A 14,634-nucleotide genomic window follows, 5' to 3' on the forward strand; every position below is an offset into this window, starting at 1 on the left:
CTTCTCTTGGTGGTCTATGTGGCGGGATTGCCGGGTTCGAGGCCGGTCGATGTGGCGGCCCTGGCGGGAATGTGTGCGAGGCCATGCACGGTCTTCTCCCAGAAGAAGGGCCGAAATATCAACTGGTAGATAGCTTTGACGGCGGCGACGGACTGCAGCAGCCAGTACATCGGTGCCAGTAGTGCCGCCCACCAAAGATGAGGCTTGCCCAGTGCCGAGGTGACGACGAGGCCGATGAAGACCGACAGTGGTGCTCCGACGAGGAACAGTGCCAAACACGTGTAGTAGGTCAGTGGTGGGAACAACGCGTTGATGACCGCGGGCCGTCCGATCACCCAGGTCAGCATCGTGAACCAGAACAACAAGTTGAGCGCGTTGGTCAACGGGATGGCGCCGGTCATGTTGACGAGCCTGAGAACTGCGGCGGTACCGATCTCGTGCCGCAGCGCCGCCGGATGCCGCAAGTGCACGATCATGGTTTGCAGGTAGCCCTTGTACCAGCGGGACCGTTGCCGAATCCAATTGACCACATCGGAATTCGCCTCTTCGAGCGTGGTGGAGTCGAGGATGAGGGTGCGGTATCGGTGCCGGGCCAACCGGACGCCGAGGTCGGCGTCCTCGGTCACGTTGAATTCGTCCCAACCGCCGACCTCGCGCCACACCCGGGTACGAATGTGGTTGGACGTGCCGCCAAGCGGCACCACCCCACCGGATGCCTCGACCGCGGGCAAGACGACTCCGAACCACTGGTCGTATTCGAGCGCGAACCACCGGGTCAGCAGATTCTGCTTTTCGTTGTAGTAGCCCAGTCGGGCCTGCAGGCAACCGACGTCATCCGGTAATCGCCGGAACGCCGCCACCGCCTTGCGCAGCTGCAACGGATCCGGAATGTCCTCGGCGTCGTAGATCGTCATCAACTCGCCCTTGAGGTCAGGCAGTGCCATTCCGTAGTTGCAGGCCTTCGGTTTGGTCTTCGGCAGGCTGTGGGGGACCACCACGACGCGAATACTCTGCAGCGACAAGCCCTTGACCGCGGCTTGGGTTGCGGTGTCGTCCTCCTCGACCAGCAGAAGGACTTCGAGTTTGTCGCTCGGATAGATCAGTTGTCCCACTCCGTTGACAAGGTTCTGCACGATCGCCGGCTCGTGATAGACGGGTAACAGGACGGTGTAGACCGGCAAGTCGGCATCGGAGATCGCAAGAGCCTCGTCGTCGCTGACATGCACCAGCGCTGACGAACGAAGTCCCCTGAACAGCAGGTAATTACGATCAATCGTGGAGATGAGGTAAAACAGGGCCACCAGCGTCGTGAGCGTCGCGGGAACGTGATGGGGCAGCACCGTGATGAGTGCGGCCACCATGGCGGCGAGTGCGGTGATGCGGATCAGCGATCCTCGGCCCAGCGCGCTGCGGGCCGACAGATGGGCGGGCAGCGCCGGCGGCGTGCCGATGCCGGCGGTCACTTCGGGTGCGCCGCAGCGGTTATCACGCGAGCCACCTGTTCAGCACGCTGCAGCACGATCTCGTCGACACCGCCGGAGGCAGACGGTTGCTGACGAGTCAGCCACAGAGTCGGTGAGACGATGGTGTCGCCCAGTGTCAGCGGCCGCGGTGCTGCAGGGCTGTCGGACGAGCTCGAATTCTGGTTGACCACGATCGTGACCTGCTGGTAGCGAGTCTGCGAACGCCACAGCCAGGTCACCGCATACCACTGCGCGCTGTCGTCGCTGGTGGCCGTGTCCGAGTTGCTGTGAACGATCCTCGCGCCGGCCGGAAACTCGGAGTGGTCACTGACTGCGTAGCTCGTGGGTTCCGTTGAGGCGTACCAGACAGCGTTCGAAAAATCTTGCAGTGCAGCAAGATTGGAGGTCGACATGACATCAACAGCGGCGCTGGGCACGCCGGACGCGGCTGGAACGGTGTACCTCGTCAGCGTCGCATCAGGTCCCATGAACCGCGTGGCAAACGTCATCGGTGTCGCGTCCAGCAATCCAGCGCGTTGGACCCAGCTCGCGTTGACCTCAGGCGGATCGGGAAGCCGGCCATCATTCGGATGCAGCAGAGCGAGCGCCGCGGCGAGAACCATCAGAATGGTGAACTGAGCGGGTGACCGCCGGGGTACCGCGTCCGGGCCGGCCGATACCTCGGCGTCAGGGGTAGCTGAACGCAGATGCAGCATGGTCAGTGCCCAGATGACCGGTATGGCCCCGCCCGCCACGACGACCATGGGAAGCAGTCCGATGAGCTGGTCCAACCAGGCTATGACCGTCAAACCCGTCGCCAGGCAACCAACGGCACTGCCCAGCCGCCACCACATTGGTATCGCGTGCCCCGCCAGGAAGACCGCGACGGCCCCGATCCCGGTCGCGACAGCAGTGGCCGCAGCGTCCGATCCGCCCAATGTGGCAACGGCCAGTAGATATGGCAGCGGCGACACGGTGCACACCAGAAGGATCCACAACGGCCACATGCGCAGCGCGTAACGCACGCCGAGCAAAATCGCAGTGCAGCAGGCGGCCCAGATCACTGCCCCTTGTAATTGCACGTGCCACAAGCCGGCCAACGTCGGCATGCGCTGCGCCACCAGGTGAACACCACACAGGCCGGCCGCGCCCACAAGGCCGGCGATGATCCAGTCGGACTCGTCATCGCCGACGCCGCCGGGAGCCCGCCGATATCCCGCGATGACCACCGCAGCCAAGACCGGCAGCGCTATGAGATAAGCGGCGCGTGATTGGGCGATGACGTGCTCGATGACTGCGGCGAAAGCACTCAGGTACGCCACTCCTGTGAGCACGCCGACCAGTGCAATCCGCGGCCAGAAACCGGACCGGACGAAAGCCGGGGCTGTGATGCCGGAAAGGGGGACGGAACGCGGGGCGGCATCGCCACGGACGTAAGTCTCTGACACGGATCCTGCCTGACAGGTAAAGGTGTCTAATTACATCGCTGTGACAGAACTGGCAACGCCACTTTGAGGTAGTCGACAACTTGGGTAACTGAAGTTATGGCCAGATCGTACGAGGTAATGCGTATATCCACAAATTGACGTCCGATCAAGTTGCACCGCGATAGACAATTCTTAACGCGTTGCTGTATTAACACAATAGGTACTTTGTGTGAGTAACGGAGAACGCGCTTACCGCCCGCGACTGCGCGCGTCCCGCATTCTGGTTACTGCGATGGGTTTGCTGAGTCCGGTGCGTTCGCCGCGTCAAATGTCGCGCGGGACGGGCGCGTACAGTTCGGCCGAAGTGGGGGGTACGCAGAAATGGAGTATGCGGACCGGCCGCCCGCTCACTGGGGTTGGCGATTCCGTCGGCGTCTTGCGTGGGTTCGCCTTTACGGTGGCCTCACGCGGCGGTGTGTTCGGTTACTTCGCTAACTGGGCCGAACTGAAACACCAATCCGGACAAGGTGTTCGGAGTGAACACACACGAGCCGGCAGAAAGCTGCCGGCCACGGATGAACGGACGCGCCGCGAAAGTCCCTCCCGAAACCTCAGCCGGCAGGTCACGTGATCGGTAGGACTGTCAGTGCTGTGCAGGTACCAGAGTCCATCGTCGTGCTGCTCGCATTACGAGCACTTCAGGGACTCGTGTCATTTTGATTGTCGAAATGCGATCGGACCCATCCTTGAGGCAAGAAGCCTCGTGCGGGCCAGCTCCGGGGAATACCATTCGCGGGCTCGCGCACCACCACGTCATGAGCGTGGCCTCACGTTCATGCTCTGCACGCTGTGATCGGTTGGCTCACTTCGAGTAGTCGGTGCTCAGCCACCGCTTGGGTTTCATTCGGATGATGACCGACGTTTCGGTGAAGTTCTCATCGGTGAACTTGTTGCCCTCGTCCTCACCGAAATAGCGGACGGCGATAGCGCGTACCTCGGCATCCTCGGCGGGCTCGGTCGCTGTCACGTCACCTTCTGCCGTGACGTAGCGGTAGGGCGGCTGCTCGTCTTGGGCGGTGATCGAGAACCGGCCGGCGGCCCGGATCAGCTTCTCCTTGAGCGACCCGGCTTCGGTCCACAACAGAACATCACCGCCCGGTTGGTACCCGTACCAGATCGGCACGGCCAGCGGCGCCCGATCGGGGCGTTCGACCGCGATCACTCCGACATGAAGCTCGGCCAGGTAGTCCTGCCGTTCCGATTCCGACATCGTCGCCACAGCGTCCTCCGTTCGTTTCCCATTCCGAACCGGTCGGGCGGCCGTGTTATTTCCTTCACAGCTCGTACCACGTCAGATGCGTTGCGGCACCGCCGCGGCGAGGGCCTGGTCGAGAAACTCGCCCGGAACTTCGGGCCAGTCGTCAGCCCACCGCCCGGCCTGTTGGTCGGCACGAAGTTCGGACAGGGTGGCGACCACATGCGGACCACCGTCGACGAGGTAGCGCAGCATGCGTAATTGTGCGCATTGGGCGGCGACGCCGGCGATAGTGGCTTTCGCTGCGGCGGTTTGGCCGTCGGCGGCGAGACATGCCCCCAGCAGGCGGCGGGCCCGCAACAATGCCTGCGGGTGATTGCGCGTCACAAGCCGGTCGACCCATTCACGGGCCCAGCGGCAGGCAAGGGCGCGTCTGTCCGGATCGGCCTCGGCGATCAGCATGCGGATCGCCGAAGCCTCCTCGAACTGCACGGCGATCTCATCCATGGCATCGACGGGTTGTCTGCGGGCGTCGTAGGACGTCAGCGGCATCGGGCCGAATTCTGGGTGTGGTGGGAGGCCCAGCCGGATCCGTTCGTGCTCGGCGAGGGCCCGCAACCGGTTGAGTGACAGGGTGCGCGCGACGCGCGTCGCCTCGTCCAGCCGCTGCGTAGCCGCCAGCCGGTCACCTTGGAGCGCTTTGATTCTGGCGTTGATGACGTAGCGGGCGATCTTGAAGTCGACGGAGCCACCTTCGGGGCCGAGCTTGTACCCCTCATCCAAGAGGCGCTCGGCCTCGGCGAGATCGCCACGTTCGTAGAGCAATTCACCGAGAAGCGAGCTCGCCAGGCGGGCGGTGTAGGAGTGAATTCCGCTGGATCGCTTGGCTGTTCGCAGGGCTCGGCGGAAGTACTTCTCGGCGGCGACGTTGTCGAGCATCAGATGATGCGCCAACCCGGTGAAGCACAATCCGTTCACGATGCTGAACGCGTCGCCGCTGCGTTCGTAGTACGGCGCGGCCCACATCTGTATCCGCTCGACCTCGTCCAGGTCATAGCGATAGGCGGCTGCGAACGTCGCGACATTGGCCGCTGAAGCAACCGTGAACGGCCGCAGGCGGTCTCGGCGTTGCAAGCACGGCGCGATGTGCTCATCGATGCCTGCCAAACGGTCCGAGCGCAGGTCCACCACGCCGCGTACCACGCCGACATCGGCTCGCACATCGTCGATTTCGTCGGCGGACAGCCCTGATGTGGCCAACGTGGAATCCACGAGCTCCAGCGCCTGCTCGGCGGCCGGTATCCGGTGCAAGACGATGTTCGCCCAGGCCAGCGCCAACTGGAGCCGCGGGTGCGATTGCACTGCGGCTGAAGGTAACTTGTCGGCCAGCCCGATGAGGGTGGCCATCTGGGAGTTGGCCACGAGGGAGATGCCGTCGTTTTCGACGAGGGTCACCGCATGCTGTTCGTCACCTGCGGCCAGCGCATGGTCGACGGCCTCACGCACCAGTTTGTGTTCGGCGAACCACTCCGATGCCGTGCAGTGGAGCGCCACCACCCGTTCGGGTGAGTCTCGGCTCAACCGGTGCCGCAGGAAATCGCGGAACAGCTGGTGGTAGCGGAACCACTGCTCGTCGACGCGGTGCAGGAACAGGTCACGCTCCTCGACGTGTTCGAGCATGGCCAACCCGTCGGGGGCCCCGCTCAACGCGGAAGCCAGCTCACCGGAGATGCGTTCGGGAATCGAAGTGGTCAGCAGGAAATCGAGAATCGACGGCTCGAGCGTGTCGAGTACGTTCTCGGCCAGGAACTCGCTGATCGCGTGGTGGCGTCCGGTCATCGTGCCGATCAGCCGGACCGGATCTTCGCGGTCGCGCAGCGAGAGCGATGCCAACTGCAGTGCGGCCACCCAGCCGTCGGTCTTCGCGGTGAGTTCCTCGACGTCGTTGTGATCAAGGTCCAGGCCTCCGAGCTCGACGAGAAACGACTCGGATTCGTCGACATCGAAACGCAATGCAGTGGCATCGATTTCGATCAGCTCGTCTTGCATCCGCATCCGGCTCATCGGTAGGCCGGTCTGATTGCGGCTGGTCACCACGACAGTCAGGCCCGAGGCGACATTGTCCAGCAGGTAGCGCAGCGCCGCGATGGTCTTCGGGTCGGTCACCCGCTGCCAGTCGTCGATCACGAGCGTCATGCGGGTGTCGGTGGAATGGATCTCGTTGATGAGTGAGGTCAGCACATAACGTTCGGCTTCGTCCCCGTGCTCTTCGAGCATCTCGCCGAGATCGGATGCGAGCGCCGGTGTCACGGCGCGGATGGCCTCGATGAGGTGGGCCAGGAACCAGACCACGTTGTTGTCGTCATGGTCGACGGTCAACCAGGCCACGGCCACTCCGTCGGCTGTCAGCAGCTTGGCCTACTGCGCGGCCAGCGTGCTTTTCCCGAAGCCCGTCGGGCCGTGGATCACCGTGAGCTTTTTCTTCTGTTGAGCCCGCAGGACATCGATCAGCCGGGCGCGTTCCACGAGCGCTTTCGCCGGCATCGGCAGTTGGAAGCGACTCGCGGGGGCCGGCGGCGTCAGTGTGCGCACCCGATAGCCGGTGGACGGCGTACCCGGCGTTGTCGGGTCGTAGCGGATCGCCGGGGCCGGTATGGGTACCGGCATGTCGTCGACCGGTAAGCCGTGACGTCGTTGCAGTTCGCGCAACTGCTCGCCGAACGCCTCCGCACTCGCCGGGCGGTCTTTGACGTCACGCGACATCGCCTGCTCGATCACGCCGCAGATGTCGGCGGGCAAGCCCGATTCCCGCAGATTCGGCATCGGATGCTGGGTTATCCGCAGGAACTGCGCGACCATCTGCTCGCCTTTGCGACGCTCGAACACCGCGTGTCCGGTACCGGCACTGAATAGCGTCGACGCGAGGCTGTACACGTCAGACGTGGCGGCCGGTGGCTGGCCGAGCAACACCTCCGGAGCGGTGTAGGCGGGTGAGCCCATGACCGCGCCGTCGCCGGTTTCGAAACCACCGATGATGCGGGCAATGCCGAAGTCGGTCAGCTGTGGCTCACCGTATTCGGTGAGCAGGATGTTGGCGGGCTTGACGTCGCGGTGCAGCATGCCGCGCCGGTGGGCGGTCTCCAGCGCGCCCGCCATCTTCACTCCGACACGGAGCGCATCGCGCCAGCCGATGGGTCCGCTGTCGGCGATCTTGGTGCCGAGCGAACCGTGCGGGTGGTACTGCATGACGATGTAGGGCCGGCCGCTCGCGGTGGTGCCGACCTGAAAGATGTTGACAATGTTCGGATGCCCGGACAGTTTGCCCATGGCGACCTGCTCGCGCATGAACCGCTCGAGGTTGTCCGGCTCCAGGTCGGCCGTGAGAACTTTGACGGCTACGGTTCGGTCCAACGTGCGTTGGGTGCAGCGGTAGACGACGCCGAACCCACCCTGCCCGATTTCCTCGGGATCCTGGAAGCCGGCTGCCTCCAACTCCGCCGGAATCCCGGCGGGCAGGTCCCGTTGAGTGGGCAACGGGTCGTTGCGCCCCATCGTTCGCCTCGAAACTCCAGTGGCGTCATGGCAGCAGCACAGCCGCCTAACCGAGCATAACGCCGGATTTGCCAGCAGGCGGCCGAATCTGGGCTACGCCGACATCCGGTCGAGATAGTCAGGGCCGCCGACATAGACGATCCCCGACGGGTGGGGGTTTGTCGCCGCATTGGCAATCGCGGCCGCGAACTCGCTCACGGTGGGCAGCGGCGACTTGCTGCGACGTGCTTCGACAGCCGCTGGATCGCGGCGCTCCAGGAGCTTGATGATGATTGTGCCGTCGATCATGTCGCCGGAGACCACGGTGAAATGGATTCCGCGCCGCTCGAATTCGTGGCGCATCGTATAGAGGGCGGTTTCGCCGGCCCGTTTGCTCGCGGCGATGGGGGCGTACCCCTTCGGCACCGCCTTGTGCGGGAAGAAGTGGGCTTGGTGGCTGGTGACGAACACGATGTGCGCGCCCGCGGGCATCAGTGGCAGGGCCAGTTCCGCGAGCCGACGCTGCGCATCGCGGTTGAGGCGCATGGCATAGCCCGGGTCTGCGCCCAGCTCCAGCCCGCCGGAGGCATTGAGCACCAGCACATCCAGCTTGCCGAACCGGTGGGCGACGTCATCGATCATCGCGGCGGCCGCGGCCTCGTCGGAGATGTCGGCACCGAGCGTGGAGGCGTGGCCTCCGGCGCTGCGGATGGTGTCGGCAATCGTGTCCGCGCGTTTGGCCTTCTCGCGATAGTTGACGATGACGTGGGTGTCGGGGCCGGCGAGCTGCTGGGCGACTTCGGCGCCGATGCCTCGCGATGCTCCGGTCACCAGGGCGATCCGTGCGTTCTCGTGCATGTCGGGTTCCTTCCGTCACTGCCGATGCGGTCTGCGCTCCGACGAGAGGCCACGACCGCTATGAGGACCCACCGTACACGCTTCTTAAGAAAAATAAGAGCAACTTAAGGTCACGGTAAGGCATAGGAAGGGCAGCGTCCACCGCTACCTCGACACTCCGAGGGAAGTCGGAAAACTCGTCGCCGCTATGTCACGACCGGCGAAAACGCCATGCGGCGTACGCGAGGGCGGCACCAACCAGCAGGATGATCGGCCCGAGGATCGACCACGTGGTGGTGTTGCTCATCGGGCTGCCGCCCACGACACCGAAGCCCTGCAGCGCAAACAGCAGACCGCACAACGCGATGAACACACCGACAATGCCGAACACGACGACGAGAGCCCTGCGCACAACGCCGACAGTACTCCGGGTCGCTCCGGAAGAGCCCGCGCTAGCGGATCGATAACCCGGTCAGCGCGCGTGAGATCACCAGGCGCTGAATCTCGCTCGTCCCTTCGAAGATCGTGAAAATCTTGGCGTCGCGGTGCATCCGCTCGACGGGATAGTCACGGGTGTAGCCGTTGCCGCCGAGGATCTGGATGGCCTCGTCGGTGACGTACACCGCGGTCTCGCTCGCCACGAGCTTGGCCATCGATCCTTCGGCGGAGTCGAAGTTCTGGTTGTTGCGGGCCATCCAGCCGGCCCGCCATACCAGCAGCCGGGCGGCGTCGATCCGGCTCTTCATGTCCGCGAGCTTGAACGCGACAGCCTGGAACTCGCCGATCTTGCGGCCGAATTGTTCACGCTGGCACGCGTAATCGAGGGCGTACTCGTAGGCGGCGCGCGCGACGCCGACCGCCATGGCGCCGACGGTGGGCCGGGTGCGTTCGAAGGTCTTCATCGCCGCCTGTCCGCGGGCCGACGCACCGGATTTGACGCGGGCGATCCGCTCCTCGAACTTCTCGCGGCCGCCGAGGATGAGATCCTCCGATAACCGGACGTTGTCGAGCACCACCTCGGCCGTGTGCGACGCCCGGATGCCGTGTTTCTTGAATTTCTGTCCCTGCACCAAGCCGTGCGTGCCGGGCGGGATGATGAATGTCGCCTGGCCGCGGGAGCCGAGTTCCGGATAGACCGACGCAACGACGATGTGGACGTTGGCGATGCCGCCGTTGGTGGCCCAGGTCTTGGTGCCGTTGAGTACCCATTCGCGCGTGGCCTCGTCGAAGCGGGCCCGGCTGCGGATCGCGCCGACGTCAGAGCCCGCGTCGGGTTCCGACGAGCAGAACGCGCCGAGCTTCGGCTCGTCGGCGGTACCGAACATCTCGGGCAGCCATCGGCCGAGCTGTTCGGGAGTTCCGTTGCCCGCCAACGCCGCTGCGGCAAGTCCCGTACCCAGGATCGACAGGGCGATGCCCGCGTCGCCCCAGAACAATTCCTCGAACACCGTGATCATGCCGAGGCCTGTCGGCTCGGCTGCCTGCTGGGCGAATAGTTCGGGGGAGTACAGCCCGACTTTGGCGGCCTCCTGGATCACCGGCCACGGCGTTTCCTCGCGCTCGTCCCATTCCGCCGCGGCGGGCCGGACGACATCGGCGGCGAACCGGTGCACCCAGTCGCGGACCTCGATCACGTCGTCGCTGAGTTGTAGTGAGAACGTCACGGCTCTACTCCTGAATATGGTTGGGGTTCAACGATTGTGCAGTCGGTGCTGCTCGAGGAGGCTGACCGTCTGGACCACCCACGCTTCGAAGTAGCGGTTGTGATCGACATTGCCGGGGGAACGCCCGGTCAGGGCCCGCAGGGTTGCGGCGTAGGACAGCGACGCGATCGCGACGGCCGCACTGGCCTCGGGGTCGGGGATGTTCGTGCGGCCTGCGCGGTTCGAGGCGGTCAGCTCGTCGGCGAATCTTTGGTAGGCGTTGTCGGTGATGACCTGCCACGTCTTCTGATCGAGTTCGCCGAGTTCATGCGGCTCGCGCAACATGACCCTGAGGAGTTCTTCGCTCTGGGTCAGATTGGTCCAGATCAGCTCACCGGCGCTGCGCACGGCGTCCTCGACGGTCCTCGGCTTGCCGGAATCGAACTCTTCGCGCGCGGCCACGATGCTGTCGATGCGGTGCGTGACCGCGGCCTCCAGGAGCTCACGCTTGGAGCCGAAGTGCTTGTAGAGCGCACCCGACCCCGGAGCGAGACCGGACGCCTGCTGAATCTCGGCCACGGACGTCGCGGCAAAGCCCTTGGCGGCGAACAGTTTGAGCGCCGCCGCCAAGAGCCGGTCACGTCCGGTGGGCATGGTGAGAGAGTACTCACTCACCACGGTGTCGACAAACTAGGCGGTGACCGTCTTAGGATTGCGGCGCGCGATCCTTCGCGAAGGCCTCGACGATGGCCGCGCAGAACGCGGGCAAGTCGTCGGGCGACCGGCTGGTCATCAGGTTGCCGTCGACGACGAGTTCCTGGTCGACGACGTTGGCTCCGGCATTCCGCAGATCGGTGCGCAGGCTCGGGTATGACGTCAGCGTGCGGCCTTTGGCGACGCCGGCCTCGACGAGCGTCCACGGGCCATGGCAGATCACGCCGACGGGCTTGCCCGATTCGACGAAATCGCGCACGAACGACACGGCGTCTGAATCGGACCGCAGCTTGTCGGCGTTGACGGTGCCGCCCGGGATCACCAGTCCGTCGAACTCGTCGACTTTGGCCTTCGCCACCGGACGGTCGACGTCATATGTTCCGGCGGGCTGCAGGTCGTGGTCGCGCGCGTCGATCGCGTCGCTCTTGAGTGACAGCAGTTCGGTTGTTCCGCCTGCGTTGCGTACGGCGTCGCGAGGCTCGGTCAGTTCACGACGTTCGACACCGTCGGTGGCCAGGATGGCGATCTTCTTGCCGTCGAGTACTTGGGACATAGGTGGCCTCCCTTGTTTCGTGGTTCGCTTGAGGCCTACCCATTGCTGAGCGTTTTAGAACGGGCTGCTGTTCTGCTGGTATTTGGCTTCCTGAGGCCGGGGCCCGAAGCGCCGGATGTAGTCCTCGTGGATGTGCGCTTCCTTCTTGTACTTGATCTCGTCGACGAGGTTGGGGTCCAGATTGTGCTGGGCCAGGCGATGCCGGCGCCACACCTTGTTGAGCGCGAGCGCCATCAGCAGCGCCCAGATGTAGATCGGCACGGTCATCTCGATGTGCACGTACAGCGAGGCGGGCAACAACCAGAACGGAGCGAGCACGAACAACGGCGGGATCGCCATGCGGATCATGTGCCTGCGGATCGCGCCATGGTCGGCCAGATCGTGGGCAACCCACTCGCGCATCGAGTCGGGCAGCCGTTTTCCGTACGAATAGGCGATGTACTGAAAGAGATTGGGCTTGGTGGCGGCCATGATGGGTCCTAGCGGTTCGTCAGTGGGTGAGAGCGTTGGCGGCGAGCGCGGCACTGTTGATGCGGGTCAGTACGCGGTGGAGTTCTTCGAGTTCGGCCATATCGACGCCGAGTCGGGCGACGACGGCAGGCGGGATGTCGAGTGCGCGGTCGCGAAGTTCGATCCCGGCCTCGGTGAGTGCGATGTCGGTTGCGCGCTCGTCACCGGTGCTTCGGGTGCGGGTGACGAGGCCGAGCGCCTCCAGGCGTTTGAGCATGGGCGACAGTGTCGCGGAGTCGAGCTGAAGTGCGGCGGCGATCTGCTTGACCGACAGCGGGGGAGTGCCGCCGGAATTCGACCGGTGGTGGTCCCACAGCGCGAGCATGACCAGGTATTGCGGATGGGTCAGGCCCAGCGGCTCGAGCAGTGGCCGGTAGACCGACAGCACCGCGCGGTTGGTGACGGCCAACGCGAAGCAGACCTGGCGCTCGAGGGCCAGTGGATCGATGTCGACCTCGATCGATGTGGACATGACTAAATCGTACGCTAATAGTTAGCGCACTAACAATGTCTGTGCGCTCACATCCGCGGAGAAAATCACTGGCCCGCGCCGGGACGTTGATGTGAGGGTGTCCAGCATGGGTGAGTTGGACTCGACCGGGGCCGCGATCGCGTCGAACCGGCAGAACTGGGACGACCGCGCCGAAGTTCACGTGCGCTCGAAGTTCTATGACGTGGACGGTTTCCTTGCCGACCCGACCGATATCTCCTCGGTCGTGCGCAACGACCTGTCGGTGCTGACGCCGCATCTGCCGGCGGCAGGCGTGCAAGGCCGCTCACTGCTGCATCTGCAATGCCACATCGGTACCGACACCGTCTCATGGGCCAGGCTCGGCGCCGTGGACGTCCACGGGCTCGACCTGTCCCCGAACTCGCTGCGCCATGCCGAGCGCATCGCCCGTGCCGACAACCGGGACATCACATGGATCGAGGGCGACGCGCGGTTTGCGTCTACCCTGATCGACCGCCGTTTCGACACGATCGTCACCAGTGCAGGCACGATCGTGTGGCTACCCGAACTCCGGAACTGGGCGCGGTCGATCCACGACCTACTCGAGCCCGGCGGACTGTTCATGATCCGCGACGACCATCCCATCCTTGGCGCGATGGAGTACGGGCTCTGGGAGATCGCCGATGACTATCTGTCCGGGGGCGGGCCCCGCACGTACGAGGATGCGGGCACCTACACCGAGGATTCGGACGGGCGGATCGCGCACCGCACCAACCACGAGTGGCGCCACGACCTCGGCGAGATCGTCGGTGCGCTGCTCGCCGCCGGGCTGCGGATCGAAGCGCTCGAAGAGCTGCCGTATATGGACTGGCCCGCGTTCCCCATCCTGCAGCCATCGCCGCAGGGCTGGGAACTGCCGCCGGGAACGCCACGGATCCCGTTGAACTTCGCGGTCGTCGCCAAGCGCGTCGACTGAAACCCTCTGCGGCGAAAGGGCCGACAACAGCTGTTGATCGCCTGTCCATTCGGTATTCACAGCCTGATGCCAGGCTGGCCGGATGGATCTGACCACGCTCGCGCGTGAGCTGCTCGAACCGCTGCCTGCGCATCGGACTGTCGGTGTCGAGGTACTGCGAGCCGCCGACGGAGAAGCCGAGATCTCCTCGCGGACAAGCAAACAGCTCACCAATGTGATCGGCTCGCTGCACTCCTCGGGACTGATCGCGCTGATCGACGCGGCGGGTCTGGCCGCGATCATCGCCGGAGCGCCCAGCAAGAGCGCGATGGCGGGCATTCTGCCGTTGGGGCGGACCGCGTCCGTCGAATTCCTTGCCCCGGCCCGCGGGCGTTTACTGGCGACCGCCGCCCTCGACGACGAGGCCCGCTATGCGCTTGAACCGCTATGGGCCGGTTCCTCGGATCGGGCCAGATTCTCGACCACAGCGCAGATCATGGACAGCTCGGGCACCGTGGTCAGCCGCGGCAGCTTCGACTGGAGTGTGCGGCGGGTACCGGTTGGCGACGAAGGCTAATTGGCCCGGCGAGCCAGCCGTTCGGTGTTGTCGATGAGAATGCTCTTGCCCTGCACCCGAATCCAGCCTCGTTGCGCGAAATCGGAGAGTGCCTTGTTGACGGTCTCGCGTGACGAGCCGACGAGCTGGGCGATCTCCTCCTGCGTGAGCTCATGATCCACCCGCAGCGAACCGCCCTCACGGCTGCCGAATCGCTGCGCGAGGTAGAGCAACTGTTTGGCGACCCGGCCGGGCACGTCGGTGAAGATCAGATCGGACAGGTTGTCGTTCGTGCGGCGCAGCCGGCGGGCCAGCACCCGCAACAGCTGCTCGGCGATCTCGGGCCGGTCGGCGATCCAGCTGCGCAGCACGCTGCGGCTCATCGTGACGGCGTGCACGTCGGTCAGTGCGGTGACCGTCGACGTCCGCGGGCCCGGATCGAAGATCGCGAGCTCGCCGAACATGTCGGACGGACCCATGAGGGTGAGCAGGCTTTCGCGCCCGTCGACGGATTTCCGGCCGATCTTCACCTTGCCCGAGGTGATGATGAACAGCGTGTCACCCGGCTCGCCTTCGACGAAAATGACCTTGCCGCGGGGGAACGACACCGGTTCCAGTTGTTGGGCGAGCGCGGCCACGGCGCTCGGTGAAACGCCCTGGAAGATTCCGGCGCGCGCCAGCACCTCATCCATGCTGTCCCCTGTTCTCGTACGTGCCGGCTATCGCTGCTTCAGTAACT

Annotated in this window: 13 protein-coding genes and 1 pseudogene; 2 read left to right on the forward strand and 12 right to left on the reverse strand. The window is 64.7% G+C overall.

Annotated elements, in window-relative coordinates:
- Window positions 1-14: 14 nt before the first annotated feature.
- From ACRCUN_RS23305 to ACRCUN_RS23355, 11 genes and pseudogenes are all read right to left on the reverse strand, one after another.
- Complete coding sequence (locus ACRCUN_RS23305) at window positions 15-1,463, reverse strand: glycosyltransferase family 2 protein (RefSeq protein ID WP_462143988.1); 1,449 nt, start codon at window positions 1,461-1,463, stop codon at window positions 15-17.
- On the reverse strand, window positions 1,460-2,797 hold the full coding sequence (locus ACRCUN_RS23310) for a hypothetical protein (RefSeq protein WP_462143989.1): 1,338 nt from the start codon (window positions 2,795-2,797) through the stop codon (window positions 1,460-1,462). The genes ACRCUN_RS23305 and ACRCUN_RS23310 overlap by 4 nt, the downstream gene beginning before the upstream one ends.
- 955 nt (window positions 2,798-3,752) lie before the next feature.
- Complete coding sequence (locus ACRCUN_RS23315) at window positions 3,753-4,160, reverse strand: pyridoxamine 5'-phosphate oxidase family protein (protein ID WP_462144051.1); 408 nt, start codon at window positions 4,158-4,160, stop codon at window positions 3,753-3,755.
- 81 nt (window positions 4,161-4,241) lie between these two features.
- Window positions 4,242-7,697: pseudogene (locus ACRCUN_RS23320) on the reverse strand (protein kinase domain-containing protein).
- Window positions 7,698-7,790: 93 nt separating this feature from the next.
- On the reverse strand, window positions 7,791-8,534 hold the full coding sequence (locus ACRCUN_RS23325; protein ID WP_462143990.1) for an SDR family oxidoreductase: 744 nt from the start codon (window positions 8,532-8,534) through the stop codon (window positions 7,791-7,793).
- 190 nt (window positions 8,535-8,724) lie between these two features.
- On the reverse strand, window positions 8,725-8,925 hold the full coding sequence (locus tag ACRCUN_RS23330; RefSeq protein ID WP_462143991.1) for a cytochrome c oxidase subunit II: 201 nt from the start codon (window positions 8,923-8,925) through the stop codon (window positions 8,725-8,727).
- A 40-nt stretch (window positions 8,926-8,965) separates the two neighbouring features.
- The gene (locus ACRCUN_RS23335) at window positions 8,966-10,177 is read right to left on the reverse strand and encodes an acyl-CoA dehydrogenase family protein (RefSeq protein ID WP_462143992.1); all 1,212 of its coding nucleotides are present in this window, start codon (window positions 10,175-10,177) and stop codon (window positions 8,966-8,968) included.
- Window positions 10,178-10,204: 27 nt separating this feature from the next.
- On the reverse strand, window positions 10,205-10,810 hold the full coding sequence (locus ACRCUN_RS23340; RefSeq protein ID WP_462143993.1) for a TetR/AcrR family transcriptional regulator: 606 nt from the start codon (window positions 10,808-10,810) through the stop codon (window positions 10,205-10,207).
- Window positions 10,811-10,862: 52 nt separating this feature from the next.
- Entirely contained in the window at window positions 10,863-11,423 is a 561-nt protein-coding gene (locus tag ACRCUN_RS23345; RefSeq protein ID WP_085146255.1) for a type 1 glutamine amidotransferase domain-containing protein, read from the reverse strand.
- 54 nt (window positions 11,424-11,477) lie between these two features.
- Window positions 11,478-11,894, reverse strand: coding sequence for a DUF5313 domain-containing protein (locus ACRCUN_RS23350; protein ID WP_462143994.1), 417 nt, complete (start codon window positions 11,892-11,894; stop codon window positions 11,478-11,480).
- A 19-nt stretch (window positions 11,895-11,913) separates the two neighbouring features.
- Window positions 11,914-12,405: a MarR family winged helix-turn-helix transcriptional regulator gene (locus ACRCUN_RS23355; protein WP_462143995.1), complete on the reverse strand. Its 492-nt coding sequence runs from the start codon at window positions 12,403-12,405 to the stop codon at window positions 11,914-11,916.
- Window positions 12,406-12,511: 106 nt separating this feature from the next.
- Between ACRCUN_RS23355 and ACRCUN_RS23360 the strand changes: the two genes are divergently transcribed.
- Window positions 12,512-13,360 (forward strand): class I SAM-dependent methyltransferase, encoded by an 849-nt coding sequence (locus ACRCUN_RS23360; protein ID WP_462143996.1) that lies wholly within the window; start codon window positions 12,512-12,514, stop codon window positions 13,358-13,360.
- A gap of 82 nt (window positions 13,361-13,442) precedes the next feature.
- Entirely contained in the window at window positions 13,443-13,916 is a 474-nt protein-coding gene (locus ACRCUN_RS23365) for a PaaI family thioesterase (protein ID WP_462143997.1), read from the forward strand.
- On the opposite strand, the gene crp is transcribed toward ACRCUN_RS23365, so the two are convergent.
- Entirely contained in the window at window positions 13,913-14,587 is a 675-nt protein-coding gene (gene crp / locus ACRCUN_RS23370; protein WP_462143998.1) for a cAMP-activated global transcriptional regulator CRP, read from the reverse strand. The two genes, ACRCUN_RS23365 and crp, sit on opposite strands and share 4 nt — an antisense overlap.
- Between the last annotated feature and the right edge of the window lie 47 nt (window positions 14,588-14,634).

This window comes from Mycobacterium venezuelense, assembly GCF_054919535.1.